The 13,536-nt window shown below is 72.0% G+C and carries 15 protein-coding genes and 1 pseudogene; 7 read left to right on the top strand and 9 right to left on the bottom strand.

Going from position 1 to position 13,536, the window contains the following annotated elements:
• The first annotated feature begins 652 nt into the window (after positions 1–652).
• The 3 genes from ACZ5NH_RS25290 to ACZ5NH_RS25300 all read left to right on the top strand — a co-directional run bounded on the left by ACZ5NH_RS25290 (position 653) and on the right by ACZ5NH_RS25300 (position 3,471).
• The gene (locus tag ACZ5NH_RS25290; protein ID WP_468778273.1) at positions 653–2,449 is read left to right on the top strand and encodes a thiamine pyrophosphate-requiring protein; all 1,797 of its coding nucleotides are present in this window, start codon (positions 653–655) and stop codon (positions 2,447–2,449) included.
• 18 nt (positions 2,450–2,467) lie between these two features.
• Positions 2,468–2,845 (top strand): DUF2795 domain-containing protein, encoded by a 378-nt coding sequence (locus ACZ5NH_RS25295; protein ID WP_388633819.1) that lies wholly within the window; start codon positions 2,468–2,470, stop codon positions 2,843–2,845.
• An 83-nt stretch (positions 2,846–2,928) separates the two neighbouring features.
• Positions 2,929–3,471 (top strand): type 1 glutamine amidotransferase domain-containing protein, encoded by a 543-nt coding sequence (locus ACZ5NH_RS25300; protein WP_468778275.1) that lies wholly within the window; start codon positions 2,929–2,931, stop codon positions 3,469–3,471.
• 76 nt (positions 3,472–3,547) lie between these two features.
• Here ACZ5NH_RS25300 and ACZ5NH_RS25305 read toward each other — a convergent pair whose 3' ends face one another.
• On the bottom strand, positions 3,548–3,805 hold the full coding sequence (locus ACZ5NH_RS25305; protein ID WP_450984331.1) for a DUF6158 family protein: 258 nt from the start codon (positions 3,803–3,805) through the stop codon (positions 3,548–3,550).
• Positions 3,806–3,898: 93 nt separating this feature from the next.
• On the opposite strand from ACZ5NH_RS25305, the pseudogene ACZ5NH_RS25310 reads away from it, so the two are divergent.
• A pseudogene (locus ACZ5NH_RS25310) lies at positions 3,899–5,016 on the top strand (baeRF2 domain-containing protein).
• Positions 5,017–5,096: 80 nt separating this feature from the next.
• Here ACZ5NH_RS25310 and ACZ5NH_RS25315 read toward each other — a convergent pair.
• The gene (locus ACZ5NH_RS25315; protein WP_388633811.1) at positions 5,097–6,716 is read right to left on the bottom strand and encodes an ABC-F family ATP-binding cassette domain-containing protein; all 1,620 of its coding nucleotides are present in this window, start codon (positions 6,714–6,716) and stop codon (positions 5,097–5,099) included.
• 53 nt (positions 6,717–6,769) lie between these two features.
• On the bottom strand, positions 6,770–7,426 hold the full coding sequence (locus tag ACZ5NH_RS25320; protein WP_468778277.1) for a histidine phosphatase family protein: 657 nt from the start codon (positions 7,424–7,426) through the stop codon (positions 6,770–6,772).
• 79 nt (positions 7,427–7,505) lie between these two features.
• Between ACZ5NH_RS25320 and ACZ5NH_RS25325 the strand changes: the two genes are divergently transcribed.
• The 3 genes from ACZ5NH_RS25325 (at position 7,506) to ACZ5NH_RS25335 (ending at position 10,173) form a co-directional block, all read left to right on the top strand.
• Positions 7,506–9,014, top strand: a complete 1,509-nt coding sequence (locus tag ACZ5NH_RS25325) for a phosphatase PAP2 family protein (protein WP_468778278.1) — start codon at positions 7,506–7,508, stop codon at positions 9,012–9,014.
• A gap of 123 nt (positions 9,015–9,137) precedes the next feature.
• Positions 9,138–9,959, top strand: a complete 822-nt coding sequence (locus ACZ5NH_RS25330; protein ID WP_468778280.1) for a class I SAM-dependent methyltransferase — start codon at positions 9,138–9,140, stop codon at positions 9,957–9,959.
• 43 nt (positions 9,960–10,002) lie between these two features.
• Positions 10,003–10,173: a hydrophobic protein gene (locus ACZ5NH_RS25335; RefSeq protein WP_468778282.1), complete on the top strand. Its 171-nt coding sequence runs from the start codon at positions 10,003–10,005 to the stop codon at positions 10,171–10,173.
• A gap of 1 nt (position 10,174) precedes the next feature.
• Here the strand turns inward: ACZ5NH_RS25335 and ACZ5NH_RS25340 are convergent, their stop codons facing one another.
• From ACZ5NH_RS25340 to ACZ5NH_RS25365, 6 genes are read right to left on the bottom strand one after another with little or no spacing between them, the layout of a single operon-like run.
• Positions 10,175–10,456 (bottom strand): gas vesicle protein K, encoded by a 282-nt coding sequence (locus tag ACZ5NH_RS25340; RefSeq protein WP_468778284.1) that lies wholly within the window; start codon positions 10,454–10,456, stop codon positions 10,175–10,177.
• Positions 10,453–10,641 carry a gas vesicle protein gene (locus ACZ5NH_RS25345; RefSeq protein WP_468778285.1) on the bottom strand — a complete coding sequence of 63 codons (189 nt, stop codon included), beginning with the start codon at positions 10,639–10,641 and terminating at the stop codon, positions 10,453–10,455. The genes ACZ5NH_RS25340 and ACZ5NH_RS25345 overlap by 4 nt, the downstream gene beginning before the upstream one ends.
• Entirely contained in the window at positions 10,638–11,408 is a 771-nt protein-coding gene (locus ACZ5NH_RS25350) for a GvpL/GvpF family gas vesicle protein (protein ID WP_468778287.1), read from the bottom strand. Before ACZ5NH_RS25350 ends, ACZ5NH_RS25345 begins: the two co-directional genes overlap by 4 nt.
• Positions 11,405–11,761 carry a gas vesicle protein gene (locus ACZ5NH_RS25355; RefSeq protein ID WP_468778289.1) on the bottom strand — a complete coding sequence of 119 codons (357 nt, stop codon included), beginning with the start codon at positions 11,759–11,761 and terminating at the stop codon, positions 11,405–11,407. The genes ACZ5NH_RS25350 and ACZ5NH_RS25355 overlap by 4 nt, the downstream gene beginning before the upstream one ends.
• The gene (locus tag ACZ5NH_RS25360) at positions 11,758–12,894 is read right to left on the bottom strand and encodes an SRPBCC family protein (RefSeq protein WP_468778290.1); all 1,137 of its coding nucleotides are present in this window, start codon (positions 12,892–12,894) and stop codon (positions 11,758–11,760) included. Before ACZ5NH_RS25360 ends, ACZ5NH_RS25355 begins: the two co-directional genes overlap by 4 nt.
• A complete protein-coding gene (locus ACZ5NH_RS25365) occupies positions 12,891–13,535 on the bottom strand; it encodes a DNA primase (RefSeq protein ID WP_468778292.1) in 645 nt (214 codons plus the stop codon). The genes ACZ5NH_RS25360 and ACZ5NH_RS25365 overlap by 4 nt, the downstream gene beginning before the upstream one ends.
• Position 13,536: the final 1 nt, after the last annotated feature.

Consider the following 13,536-nt stretch of genomic DNA (forward strand, 5'->3'; position numbering starts at 1 on the left):
TGCACCCCGCACCCGCACCGCCCGGGCACGCCTCCCCCGGCCTGCACCCCGCACCCGCACCGCCCGGGCACGCCTCCCCCGGCCTGCACCCCGCACCCGCACCGCCCGGGCACGCCTCCCCCGGCCTGCACCCCGCACCGTCCTGGCATGGCTCGCCGGGCCGGCACGTGGCGGCGGGGCCGACGCGGGAGTCGCCGCACTGCTGTGGCGCGGCGCACGGTTCCGGGACGGCCATCGGAGCGATGGCGAGGGGCGGGGACGGAATGCCCGGGCCCGTGTCGGCGGAGGCGGCGGGTCCGGCCAGGGCGAGCACGGCCCCGGCGACGAAGGCGACGGACAGGGCACGAGCGGTGCGGCGCATGGGACGGGCTCCTCGGCGGACGCGGCGTCACGGGTACGGGGCACGGGCGTGCCCTCGCTGCCATGACAGCCCGCGCGGCGCCGCGGCGCGCGCGGCCGGACCCCATTCGCGGGACGGGCACGCCCGGCCGGGTGACAGAACGGGCCCCCGGTTTCGGCACCGCCGGCCGCGGCGGCCACCCCGGCGGGTATCGCGTCCGCACCGTCAGGGAGGTTTTCCGTCCCCGGTGCAGGTGACTCGGCAGGTGCTGACCGGATCGTCCGCTTCGCACCCCACCGGGGAGGTCCCTCCATGAGCACCAAGGTCTCCGACCACATCCTCGAGCGCCTGCGCGCCTGGGGCGTGGAACAGGTCTTCGGTTATCCGGGCGACGGCATCAACGGGCTGCTCGCCGCATGGGGCCGGGCCGAAGACCGGCCGCGGTTCATCCAGTCCCGGCACGAGGAGATGTCCGCGTTCGAGGCGGTCGGATACGCGAAGTTCAGCGGCCGTATCGGGGTGTGCGCGGCGACGTCGGGACCGGGCGCCATCCATCTGCTCAACGGCCTGTACGACGCCAAGCTCGACCATGTGCCGGTGCTGGCGATCGTCGGGCAGACCGACCGGTCCGCGATGGGCGGCTCCTATCAGCAGGAAGTCGATCTGCACACGCTGTTCAAGGACGTCGCCTCGGACTTCCTGGAGACGGTGACGGTGCCCGAGCAACTGCCGAACGTGCTGGACCGGGCCATGCGCACCGCCCACGCCCGGCGCTGCCCGACCGCCCTGATCATCCCTGGTGACGTGCAGGAACTGGACTACTCGCCGCCGACGCACGAGTTCAAGATGGTGCCCTCCAGCATGGGCATGAGCGACTACACGGCGACCCCGACGGACGAGGCGCTGCGCCGCGCGGCGGACGTGCTGAACGCGGGCGACAAGGTGGCGATCCTGGTGGGCCAGGGCGCGGCCGCTGCGGTCGCGGAGGTGCAGGAGATCGCCGAGCTGCTCGGCGCCGGGGTCGCCAAGGCGCTGCTCGGCAAGGACGTCCTCAGCGACGAACTGCCGTACGTGACCGGGCCGATCGGCCTGCTGGGCAGCCGGCCGTCGTACGAGCTGATGCGGGACTGCGACACCCTGCTGACGATCGGGTCGTCGTTCCCGTACACGCAGTTCATGCCGGACTTCGGCAAGGCGCGGGGGGTGCAGATCGACATCGACCCGCACATGATCGGGATGCGCTTCCCCTACGAGGTGAATCTCGTCGGTGACGCGAGGGCGACGCTGCGCCGGCTGATCCCGCTGCTGACCAGCGACCGGGGCGGGCGCGAGTGGTACGACACGGTGTGCGCGAACGTGCGGCGCTGGCACGAGACGATGGAGCGGCGGGCCGGTCTGTCGGCCGATCCGATCAATCCCGAGTACGTGGCCCGGGCGCTGGATCCGCTGCTGCCGGAGAACGCGATCCTGACCTCCGACTCCGGTTCGGTGGCCAACTGGTACGCGCGGCACATCACGATGCGGCCGGGCATGCGCGGTTCGCTGTCCGGGACGCTGGCCACGATGGGGCCGGGCGTGCCGTACGCGATCGGCGCGAAGTTCGCGCATCCGGACCGGCCGGTGTTCGCGCTGGTCGGCGATGGCGCGATGCAGATGAACGGCCTGGCGGAGATGATCACGGCGGCGAAGTACCGGGACCGCTGGTCGGATCCGCGGCTGGTGGTCGGCGTGTGGAACAACCAGGACCTGAACCAGGTGACCTGGGAGATGCGCGCCATGGAGGGCGCCCCGTCGTTCCTGCCGTCGCAGTCGATCCCGGACGTGCAGTACGCGGCGTTCGCCCGCTCGCTGGGTCTGACCGGCGTCCGGGTGGAGAAACCGGAGGACGTGGAGGCGGGCTGGCGGGCGGGTCTTGAGGCCGACGGGCCGTGCGTGATCGAGTTCCTCACCGATCCCGCCGTGCCGCCGATCCCGCCGCACGCGACCTGGGAGCAGATGGAGGCGACAGCGGCGTCGATCCTGAAGGGGGACACCGACCGCAGGTCGGTGGTCAAGCAGGGCTTCAAGGCCAAGGTGCAGGAGTTCCTGCCCGGCAAGGACAAGGGCTAGCCCCTTGTGGAGGTTGACATGCAGCGAGGCAGTGACCGGCTGAACGTCCACCGGGACGATGAGATGAAACACGAGCTGAAGGGTCTGCTGAGGTCCGGCCACCCGACACGGGTGGAGGAGTGGCACGATCCGGAACCGGCCGCGGACGACGACCCCGAGGTGTGGAGCGGGCCCGTGGGCGGCCTGGGCTCACCGGCGTCGCTGGAGCGGGTGCGGTCGGAGCTGGCCCGCACCCTGAGCCGTGGCTCGTTCCCGGCGACCGCCCGTGACCTGGCCCGGATGCTGCGCCGGCACAACGCGCCGACCGCACTGGTCGACGCGGTGGCCGGGCTGCCCCACTCGGCGCGCTACGAGAACGTGCAGCAGCTGGCCGAGGCGCTGGCGAGCGGCGCATGAGCCGGGACCGGGTGAGCCGGGGCCGGGCGACCGATGTCGCGAGGGGTGCCGGCGAGAAGAACACGGAAGGAGAGTGAGCAGTCATGCGCATCGCGTTTCTCGCGGCGCCCCAGGGTGTGGAGCAGGTCGAGCTGACCGAGCCGTGGAAGGCGGTCTCCGACGCCGGGCACGAGCCGGTGCTGGTGTCCACGAAGCCGGGGAGGATCCAGGCGTTCGAACATCTCGACAAGGGCGACACGTTCGACGTGGACGAGGTGGTGGGCGAGTCCTCCGCGGGGTCGTTCGGCGGTCTCGTCCTGCCCGGCGGGGTGGCCAATCCCGACTTCCTGCGGATGGACGACAAGGCCGTGGCGTTCGTGAAGGACTTCTTCGAGCAGGGCCGCCCGGTCGCCGCGATCTGCCACGCGCCGTGGACGCTGGTGGAGGCGGACGTCGTACGGGGCCGGGTGCTGACGTCCTGGCCGAGTCTGCGGACGGACATCCGCAACGCGGGCGGCACCTGGGTGGACGAGCAGGTGAAGATCTGCGACCACGGCTCCAACCTGCTGGTGACCAGCCGCAAGCCGGATGATCTGAAGGCGTTCTGCGACGCGTTCCTGCATGTGTTCGCCGGTGAGGCCGGCTGAGCCGCCCGACCGTGAGGGCCGGCCCGCTGGGGCCGGCCCTCTTCGTGTGCCGGCCCCAGCGGGCCGGTCCGGCCGCTCAGGTGCCGGACGCCTCCGGAGTCGCCGCCTCGCCGCACCGCCGTTCCCTGGCGCCCTCACGGGTGCGGCCTGCGCTGATCAGACGGCGCGGGTTGCGGCGCAGATACTCGCCCTCCAGCTGCGCCATACGCTCGTTGTGGGTCCGCAGCGCGTCGTTCGAGCCGTACAGGAGGGTGTCGTGGCGCGTGCGGTGGATCGTCTCCAGCTCCTTCATGAGCTGCTGGTCGTCCAGTCGGCTGGGCTCGACTCCGGTCATGTGGTGCCCCGCTCGTCGTATCCGTGTCCTTGGGTCCTGGCCCGGGTACCCGCCCGGCAGGCACTGCCCCCGCGGAGTTTCCGGGAGGAATCCATGGAGCTCGCGTTCCTGAATCCACTGTACGAACATCCGGGGTCCTGGGCCTCCGCATACATCGACACCTCTTTGCACACGGAGGACCAGCAGCAACGGCGTCATCTGATCGCGGAAGCGGTCACCCGGGAGCTGGCCCGGCAGGGGGCGGACGAGCCCACCTGCCGGGCCGTGCACGACGCCCTGGAGGCTCTGCGGCACGCGCCGGAGCCGTACGGCCGGGCCGTGTTCGCCCGGGACGGCGAGGTGGTCCTGGAGGTGCCGCTGACGCGAGGTCCCAGGACGGCGAGGCGTACTGGGGTGCGCTGCCGCGGGTGACACCGCTGCTCGACCTCGCCGGTGAGGACCCGCTGTCGCTGGTGGCCTACATCGACCGGACCGGAGCCCGAATCGAACTGCGCAGCGCGCTGCTGCACGAGGAGGCCGGGCAGGTGACGGGCAGCCGGCAGTGGCCGATGCACCGGTCGAAGGCGTCCGACTGGTCCGAGCGGCACTTCCAGCTGAAGGTGGAGGACACCTGGGAACACAACGCGCGTGAAGTCGCCGAGGCGCTGGCCGCGTGCCAGGAGGAGACCGGCGCCGACCTGCTGATCCTGTGCGGGGACGACCGGGGGCGCAGGTCGGTGCACGAGCAGCTGCCGAAGGCACTGCGGGGCCGTGCGGTGGAGACGTCGCGCGGCAAGGACAGCGAGCTGCTGCCGCAGGAAGTGGAGGAGATACGCGCCGAGCACGTACGGCAGCGCATGCTGGCGGAGGTGGACCGGTTCTGTGCGGCGCGTTCGCCGGACGAGGAGCGGCGGTCGGCGGCCGTCGAGGGGGTGCCGCAGCTGATCGAGGCGGCGCGCGAGCACCGGCTCGCCGAGCTGCTGATCCGCCCGGACGCGCCCGACACCCGCCGCGAGGTGTGGATCGGCGAGGACCCGGACCAGCTGGCGGCCCGCCGCGTCCAGCTGCGGACCGTCGGCGAGCAGCAGGCGTGGCCGGCCCGGGCCGACGACGCGCTGGTACGGGCGGCCGTGGTGACCACCGCACCGGTGGTGTCGCTGACCCCCGTGCTCCAGGAGACCGGGGAGGAGATCGCCCCGGGCGGCATGGGCGCACTGCTGCGCTGGAGGTGACGGCGAGAAGCCCTTGAGGGGCGCGGGCACACGCAGGACGACCCGGGCCCCCACGGCGGGACGCGCCTGATCCGGCGCCCCTAGCGGACGCGCTCCACCCGGCGCTCGTCCCAGACCGGCGCCGGCGTCTCGCGGACGCGGCCGTCGGCGCCGAAGACCAGGTAGCGGTCGAAGGAGCGGGCGAACCAGCGGTCGTGGGTGACCGCGAGGACCGTGCCCGCGAAGGCTTCCAGGCCCTCCTGCAGGGCCTCGGCCGACTCCAGGTCGAGGTTGTCGGTCGGCTCGTCCAGCAGCAGCGCGGTCGCGCCCGCCAGCTCCAGCAGCAGGATCTGGAAGCGGGCCTGCTGGCCGCCGGAGAGCCGGTCGAAGGACTGTTCGGCCTGCTGGGTCAGCTCGTAGCGGCGCAGCCGGGACATCGCGGCGCCGCGGTCCTGGGAGTGCTCCTTCCACAGGATGTCGAGGAGGGTACGGCCTTGGAGTTCGGGGTGCGCGTGGGTCTGTGCGAAGTGGCCGGGGACGACACGAGCGCCGAGCTTCCACTCCCCGGCGTGCGCGACGTCCTCGCCGGCCAGCAGGCGCAGGAAGTGCGACTTGCCGGAGCCGTTGGAGCCGAGGACGGCGACCCGTTCGCCGTAGAACACCTCCAGGTCGAACGGGCGCATGAGTCCGGTCAGTTCGAGTTGCTTGCAGGTGACGGCCCGTACGCCGGTACGACCGCCCTTCAGCCGCATGGTGATGTCCTGCTCGCGCGGCGGCTCCGGCGGCGGGCCGGCCTCCTCGAACTTGCGCAGCCGGGTCTGCGCGGCGCGGTAGCGGGAGGCCATGTCGGCGCTGTTCTCAGCTGCCTGACGCAGCGTCAGTACGAGCTTCTTCAGCTGGGCGTGCTTCTCGTCCCAGCGGCGGCGCAATTCCTCGAAGCGGGCGAAGCGTTCCCGGCGGGCCTCGTGGTAGGTGGCGAAGCCGCCGCCGTGCACCCAGGCGTCGGCGCCCGCCGGGCCCGGCTCCACGGAGACGATCTTCTCGGCGGCGCGGGCGAGGAGTTCACGGTCGTGGGAGACGAACAGGACCGTCTTGCGGGTCTCCTTGAGCTGTTCCTCCAGCCAGCGTTTGCCGGGCACGTCGAGGTAGTTGTCCGGCTCGTCGAGCAGCAGCACCTCGTCGGTGCCGCGCAGCAGCGCCTCCAGCACGAGGCGTTTCTGCTCGCCGCCGGAGAGGGTGCGTACCTGGCGCCACTGGGCGCGCTCGTAGGGAGTGCCGAGGGCCGCGGTGGTGCAGATGTCCCACAGCGTCTCGGCCTCGTAGCCGCGCGCCTCGGCCCAGTCGGCGAGGGCCTGGGCGTAGGCCAGCTGGGCGGCCTCGTCGTCGACGGTCATGATGGCGTGCTCGGCCTCGTCGACCGCCCTGGCCGCTTCCCGGATGCGGGGCGGGGCGACGGACACGAGCAGGTCCCGTACGGTCGTCTCGTCCCGTACGGAGCCCACGAACTGGCGCATCACACCGAGGCCGCCGCTGACGGTGACGGTACCGGCGTGCGGCTTCAGCTCGCCGGAGATCAGCCGGAGGAGAGTCGTCTTGCCGGCGCCGTTCGGGCCGACCAGGGCGACGGCGGCGCCCTCGCCGACCCGGAAGGACACGTCCCCGAGCAGGGTCCTCCCGTCGGGGAGGTGGTACTCGAGGTGCGCGGCTTCCAGATGTCCCATGGGCAGGCATTCTCCGGGGCGGCCCACGGCGGCGGCAAACGCTTATCCGGGCACTACCCCGCCGTGTCCACCGGCTCCCCCGCCGGGCCCGCCTCTCCCGCCGGCTCCACCGTGGCGCCCTCCCAGGACAGCGCCTTCCAGCCGTCGGACGGGGAGCCCTCCAGGACGACCACGCCGGTGTTGCCCAGGGGGCGGGCGGCGGCGAACGGGACGTCGACGTTGTGGGCGCGGGCGGAGGTCCACAGGCGGATCGCGGCGCCGTGGCTGACCAGGGCGACCGTGCCGGCACCGCTCGCGGCGGCCTCGGCCACCACGGCGTCGTACCGGGCCAGGGCCTCCTCGCCGCTCTCCCCGCCGGGGATGCGCGGCGCGGTGTCGCCGGCCGCCCAGGCGAAGATCGTGCGCATGTACTCCCGGCCCTCGGCGGACTCGCCGGGCAGCATCTCCAGGTCGCCGGCGGACACCTCGCGGATGCCGTCGCGGACGATCACCTGAAGGCCCCGGGCGGCGGCCAGCGGGGCCGCGGTGAGCCGACTGCGCAGCAGTGTGGAGGCGTAGACGGCCTCGATGTCCTCGTCGGCGAGGGCCTCGGGCAGTGCGGCGGCCTGCGCCTCGCCGAGCGGCGTCAGCCCCGGTCCGGGCACGGCGGTGTCCAGCAGGTGGTCCATGTTGGACGGGGTCTCACCGTGACGGACGAGGAGCAGGCGCATCCGGGGGACTCCTTACGCGCGAGCCGGCGCCCGGCGCGGACCGGCACAAGAAACGGGCACTTCAGGGTAACCGGACCCCATGAGCCCAGACCTGGACCTGACCGACCTGGACCCGGCCGCCCGCTCGGCCGCCCGGAGCATGCTGTGCCGGCTGCTGGATCTCGACGGCCGGCTGTTCGAGGCGGCGGCCGCCTGGCACTGGCCCGGCGCCGAGCGGGTGCTGCCCCGCCTCAGCCACAGCGCGAACCACGGGGTGCTGTGGTTCGCGACGGCCGCCGCGATGGCCGCGAGCCGCACCCCGAGGGCCCGCCGGGCGGCCGCCCGGGGCCTGGCCTCCCTCAGCGTGGCCTCCCTGACCATCAACACGATCGGCAAGCGCTCGGTGCGCCGGGCCCGCCCGGTACTGGACCCGGTGCCGCTGGTGCGGCAGCTCAAGCGGCAGCCGATCACCACGTCGTTCCCGTCCGGACACTCCGCGTCGGCCGCCGCGTTCGCGACCGGAGTCGCGCTGGAGTCCCCGGCCTGGGGCGCGGCGCTGGCGCCGCTGGCGTTCTCGGTGGCGGCCTCCCGGGTGTACACGGGCGTGCACTTCCCGAGCGATGTGCTGGCCGGGGCGGCCCTCGGCGCGGGTGCGGCCTTCCTGGTACGGCGGCTGATGCCGACCCGCGCCCAGATGCGGCGGCGGCCCCGGCCGCGCGCGCAGGCGCCGGCGCTGCCGGAGGGCGAGGGTCTGGTGGTGGTCGCCAACCGGGGCTCGGGGACGGCCGACCGGGTCCGTGCGCTGCACGCCGCGCTGCCGCGGGCGGAGATCGTCGAGTGCGCGCCGGCGGAGATCGGCGACGAACTGGAGAAGGCGGCGGCCCGTGCCCGGGCGCTCGGCGTGTGCGGCGGCGACGGCACCGTGAACGCGGCCGCGAGGATCGCGCTCGGCCACGGGCTGCCGCTCGCGGTGCTGCCGGGAGGCACCCTCAACCACTTCGCCCTCGACCTTGGCGTGGAGGACGAGCGCGACCTGGCCCGTGCGGTCCGGCACGGCGAGGCGGTGCGGGTGGACGCGGTCCGCTATGTCGCCGGCGAGCGCGAGGGCCTGTTCCTGAACACGCTGAGCCTGGGTGTCTACCCGGAGCTGGTGCGCGTGCGGGACCGCTGGGCGCCCCGGATCGGCGGGTGGCCGGCCGGGCTGCTGGGCGCGCTGCGGGTGTTGCGCGCGGACCGGCATCCGCTGGAGGTGGAGCTGGGCGGTGAACGGCGGCCGCTGTGGCTGCTGTTCGTCGGCAACGGCGTCTACCACCGCATGGGGCTCGCGCCCGGCCGCCGTACCGATCTCGCCGACGGGCTGCTGGACGTGCGGGTGGTGCACGGCAGCCGCCGGCCCGCCCTGCGCCTGCTGGCCGCTGCCGCCGCGGGCCCCCTCACCCGCTCCCCCGCCCACTCGGCGGTGCAGGTGAACCGGCTCCGGCTGACCGGTGTCACGCCGGGCACCCCGATGGCGTACGACGGCGAGGTGACAGCCGTGTCGGGCGAGGTGACCCTGGAGAAGCTGCCGGAGGCCCTGACTGTCTACCGCCCGCTGACCGCAGCTCCTTGACGAGTGGTCAGGACGGCATGCCCGGATCCCAGGTATCCAATATATGAAACGCCAGTCTCATCATTCGGCATGCGCGCGTATCGTGACGCGTACCAGCGGTGACGAGGGTGAAGGGGAACAGCCATGCCGAAAGCGCAGGAGACCGCCGTCTACACGCACGGGCACCACGAGTCGGTGCTGCGGTCGCACACCTGGCGGACCGCCGAGAACTCCGCGGCCTATCTGCTCGGTTCGCTGAAGCCCCACATGAAGATCCTGGACATCGGCTGCGGGCCGGGCACCATCACCGCCGACCTGGCGGAACGGGTCCCCGACGGCCAGGTCACCGGCGTCGACCACGCACCGGGCATCCTGGAGCAGGCCCGGGCCACCGCCGCCGGGCGCGGCCTGACCAACGTGGACTTCGCGGTCGCCGACGTCCACGCCCTGGACTACCCGGACGACACCTTCTGCGTGGTCCACGCCCACCAGGTGCTGCAGCACGTCGGCGACCCGGTGCAGGCACTGCGCGAGATGCGGCGCGTGACGAGGCCGGGCGGGTTCATCGCCGTACGCGACGCGGACTACGCGGCGATGACCTGGTACCCGGCGGTGCCCGGCCTGGAGGACTGGCTGGACCTGTACGAGCGGGTGGCCCGCGCCAACGGCGGGGAGCCCGACGCCGGTCGCCGGCTGAAGACGTGGGCGCTGGCCGCCGGGCTGACCGACATCACCGCCACGTCCAGCACCTGGACCTTCGCCACACCCGAGGAGCGGGCCTGGTGGTGCGGCCTGTGGGCGGACCGCACCCTGGCCTCCGCCTACGCGGAACGGGCCACGCAGGGCGGCCACGCGACGGAGGACCAGCTGCGGGCGGTGTCCGAGGCCTGGCGGGAATGGGGCCGGCGGGACGGCGGCTGGTTCGCGGTCCTGCACGGGGAAATTCTGTGCCGTAAAGAAGCCTGATCCGCCGATTTCGGGAAACCCGAATCACAGGAGGTTTCTCATTATGGTTCCCATCCTGCTGGTACTACTTCTGGCACTGATACTGTTCGGCGCCGGATTCGCGGTGAAAGTTCTCTGGTGGATTGCCCTGGCAGTTCTGGTCATCTGGCTGCTGGGCTTTCTGGTGCGCAGCACGACTGCCGCCGGCGGCAGGGGGCGCTGGTACCGGTGGTGAGCTAATCCCGGGGGAGCAGCGGTCCGAGCGGCCCGAGGTCCAGATTGAGGTCCTCGGGCCGTAGTCCGTAGCGCTCGCGCAGCTCGGCCATGCGGTCCTCCAGGTGCATCAGGGTGAGCCCGATCCGTTCTTCCTGCTCGTCGGTCAGCTCACCGGTGTCGAAGCGGCGCACGGCCTGCCGTTCCATGAGCTGGCGCAGCAGTTCCACTACGGTGAGCACCAGTTTCACCAGGTCGCGCTCGACCGTGTCGGGTTCCAGGTCTAGCCCCTTGCGCGGCGTCACAGGAGCTCCTCGAAGGGGGAGGGGACGGACTCGTTCACCGAGCTGATCAGCGCGTTCAGGTCGATGCGGACCAGGTCGACGTCAGCGATCCGCAGGGTGATGTCGCCGGTGATGACGACTCCCCCGGCCAGCAGTCGGTCGAGCAGGTCGACGAGAGCGATCTCACGCCGTTCGACGACGGTCACGACAATGCCTCCCCCGTGAACGAATAAGCGGCCCACGGGCCGGTGAGTTCTACCCGGATTCCTGGCGCTTCGTCCTTCGTACGGTCCACCAGTTCCACGAATTCCTCGGAATGCGCGCGGGGCACCAGATAGGCCGCGTTGAGGACATTACGGCCGGGCCCCGTGGAAAGCGCGGGATTCTGTGGGGCGTGCAGCCGGGAATCCTCGGCGTGCCGGGAAAGCCGCTCGTGCAGCGACCGGGCGAACGCCTCCGCGTGCTGCCACTGCTCCTCCTGGGCGTGGGTGCTCTGGCGCCGCCGGCGCAGATAGTCCCGGCCGCTCGCCGGCCTCGCGCCGACGGGGGCCGGCACGGCGGGCTCGGGCTCGGGCCTGGGCTCCAGATACAGCTTCACGCCCCACTCCACCCGGCCCTCCAGCCGGTCCAGGATGCCCCGGAAGTCGTCCTCGCGCGTCTCGATCATGGTGCGCACCGCGCTGTCGTCCCGGAAGACGGTCGCGAGCCGGAGTGGCAGCGGGGTCGTGACAGTGGTGAGCGCGTCGATCACGCCCTGGTGCGCGCGAGCGGTCGCCGCCAGCCAGTCCAGGTCCTCCAGATGGGCCTTCAGTGCCTCCTCGCAGAAGTCGGCCGCCGGGACCTGGCTGACGACCGCGATCAGGCCGTGGTGGCGCAGCAGCGCCGGAGGGGCGCCCCCGACGCCCGTGAGCTGGGACTGCAGGGGCGTCCCGAAGGGGCGGCAGACGGCGTAGACGTAGCGCAGTCCGGTCATGGTGCCTCCTTCGGCGCGCGGCCCGGCTCCAGCTCCTCCAGGCGGGCCAGCCGTTCTCTCAGCTCGACGTTCTCACGGGTCAGCTGGTCGCGGCGGGCCCGGGAGGAGAGCGCCGGGTCGGTCTCCCACCAGTCGATGCCCATCTCCTTGGCCTTGTCCACCGATGCGACGATGAGGCGCAGCTTGACGGTGAGCAGTTCGATGTCGAGCAGGTTGATCCGGATGTCACCCGCGATCACGATGCCCTTGTCGAGCACGCGCTCCAGGATGTCGGCGAGGTTGGCTCCTCCGCCCTGGCCGTACGGCTCGGGGAACCGGCTGCCGGAGTCGCCGAAGCGGGCGGGCGTCGTCATCGACGGCTCCCGCCTCCGGCGTACTCGGGTTCCTCTTCCTCCTCGTACTCGCCTTCGGGCTCCTCGTCCTCCTCGTACTCCTCCTCGGGCTCCTCACCCTCCTCGTACTCGCCCTCGGGCTCCTCACCCTCCTCAGCTTCGTCGTCCTCGGGGGGCTCCTCGTCCTCGGCCTCGTACTCCTCGGGCTCGCCCTCTTCTTCCTCCTCTTCCTCGCCCTCCTGCGGCTCCTCGGCCTCTTGCTCCTGCTCCTCCTCGGCCACGGCGTCCTCGTGGCTCTTCACCACCTCGCCGTCGCGGATCTCACCGCGCCAGCTGTCCTCCGCCTCGCCCTTGAGGGTGATGAAGCGGGCGAAGTGCTTCAGGTCCAGCCTGACCCGGCGGCCCTGGGCGCGCCAGATGTTGCCGGTCTTCTCGAACAGGCCGGTCGGGTAGTACTCGATGACCAGCAGGACGCGGGTGAGGTTCTCCTCCAGCCGGTGGAACGAGACCACGCCCTTGGTGGTGCCCTTGGCACCCTCCGACGTCCACTGGATGCGGTAGTCGGGTATCTGTTCGGTGGTCTGCGCCTTCCAGCTGCGGCTGGACCAGAATATCTTCGCCTGCCAGTCGGAATGGGTGTCGTCGGCGCGGCTCGCGCTCTTGACGCCCTTGGCGAAGCTGCTGAAGTCCTTGTACTGCGTCCACTGGTCGTAGGCGGTGCGCAGCGGTACGCCGACATCGATGGACTCCATGATGACGGTGGGCTTGTGGCCCGCGCCGCCCTTCTTGCCCTTGCTGCCCCCGAGGCCTCTCACCGCGTTCATCACCTTCTCCTTGACGCGGGAGCCGCCCAGCTCCAGCGCGGAGCGCAGCGGACCCTTGCCCTCGGCGAGCTTGCGGCCGCCGTCGAGCGCGAGCTTGGCGAAGCCAGGGCTGTTGCCTTCGGCTATGTCGTTGAGCTTGACCGTGGTGTCGCCCAGCTTGCGGCCGAGGCCGGTGAGCATCTTCGTGGCCTGTGCGGCCAGGTACTCCTGGGCCTCGGCCTTCAGCCGGTCGGCGGCCTCGCTGTGGGCGAGGTTGGTCAGCGGATTGTCCTTTGCCGCACCCGTGGCCTTGCCGGCCGCGGACGTGGCGGATCCGAGGGCCTCGGTCATCGGTCATCGCCGCCCTTCGACTGCCGGGAGGAGGCACCGCGGGCGGCGCCGCCGACGGCGGCCGTCTTCTTCGCGGCCGTCTTGCGGGCCGCAGTCGTCTTCTTGGCCGCCGTCTTCTTGCCCGGGGCCTTCCTGGCGGGACCCGAATCCGCCGCCTTCCTTGCGGGGGACTTCCTGGCCGCCTTCTTGCGTGGCGCCTCGCCCGTCCGGCCCGCGTCCTCCCCGTCCCCGCGGCGCGGCCTCTCCTCGCGGGAGTCCTCGTCGCCGTCGGCCTCGTCCCGCGGCTCCTCGTCGCCGGACTCGTCGGAACCGGTGCCGGGAACCGCTCCGGCCACTGCGTCGCGCACCTGGGAGGTTCGGCCGTGCAGTCGGTCGGCGAGCGCGTTCATCTGCCGCTCGACCATGGCCCCGGAGGCGGCCTTGCCGACACCTCGCAGATCCTGGCGCAGCTGGTCCCCGATCTCCTTGAACTGCGGGTTGTTCTTCAGCTGCTGGCTCACCACGTCCGCGATCATCTTCGGACTGAGGCTCATTTTCTTCCCGGCGACCAGGGATCCGACCGCGAGGGCCATCTTGAGTTTCTTCGTCCGTCCCAGGAGGTATCCGGCCCCTACAGCGAGGCCCAGTGCCATTCGATTCATC

Source organism: Streptomyces sp. NPDC031426, from assembly GCF_055581585.1.

Coding starts and splice junctions, on each gene's coding strand:
- ACZ5NH_RS25305 (WP_450984331.1), bottom strand. CDS start 3,805: ATGACCGGAGTCGAGCCCAGCCGACTGGACGACCAGCAGCTCATGAAG.
- ACZ5NH_RS25320 (WP_468778277.1), bottom strand. CDS start 7,426: ATGCGCCTGCTCCTCGTCCGTCACGGTGAGACCCCGTCCAACATGGAC.
- ACZ5NH_RS25315 (WP_388633811.1), bottom strand. CDS start 6,716: ATGGGACATCTGGAAGCCGCGCACCTCGAGTACCACCTCCCCGACGGG.
- ACZ5NH_RS25300 (WP_468778275.1), top strand. CDS start 2,929: ATGCGCATCGCGTTTCTCGCGGCGCCCCAGGGTGTGGAGCAGGTCGAG.
- ACZ5NH_RS25325 (WP_468778278.1), top strand. CDS start 7,506: ATGAGCCCAGACCTGGACCTGACCGACCTGGACCCGGCCGCCCGCTCG.
- ACZ5NH_RS25350 (WP_468778287.1), bottom strand. CDS start 11,408: ATGACCGGACTGCGCTACGTCTACGCCGTCTGCCGCCCCTTCGGGACG.
- ACZ5NH_RS25355 (WP_468778289.1), bottom strand. CDS start 11,761: ATGACGACGCCCGCCCGCTTCGGCGACTCCGGCAGCCGGTTCCCCGAG.
- ACZ5NH_RS25335 (WP_468778282.1), top strand. CDS start 10,003: ATGGTTCCCATCCTGCTGGTACTACTTCTGGCACTGATACTGTTCGGC.
- ACZ5NH_RS25360 (WP_468778290.1), bottom strand. CDS start 12,894: ATGACCGAGGCCCTCGGATCCGCCACGTCCGCGGCCGGCAAGGCCACG.
- ACZ5NH_RS25365 (WP_468778292.1), bottom strand. CDS start 13,535: ATGAATCGAATGGCACTGGGCCTCGCTGTAGGGGCCGGATACCTCCTG.
- ACZ5NH_RS25330 (WP_468778280.1), top strand. CDS start 9,138: ATGCCGAAAGCGCAGGAGACCGCCGTCTACACGCACGGGCACCACGAG.
- ACZ5NH_RS25290 (WP_468778273.1), top strand. CDS start 653: ATGAGCACCAAGGTCTCCGACCACATCCTCGAGCGCCTGCGCGCCTGG.
- ACZ5NH_RS25295 (WP_388633819.1), top strand. CDS start 2,468: ATGCAGCGAGGCAGTGACCGGCTGAACGTCCACCGGGACGATGAGATG.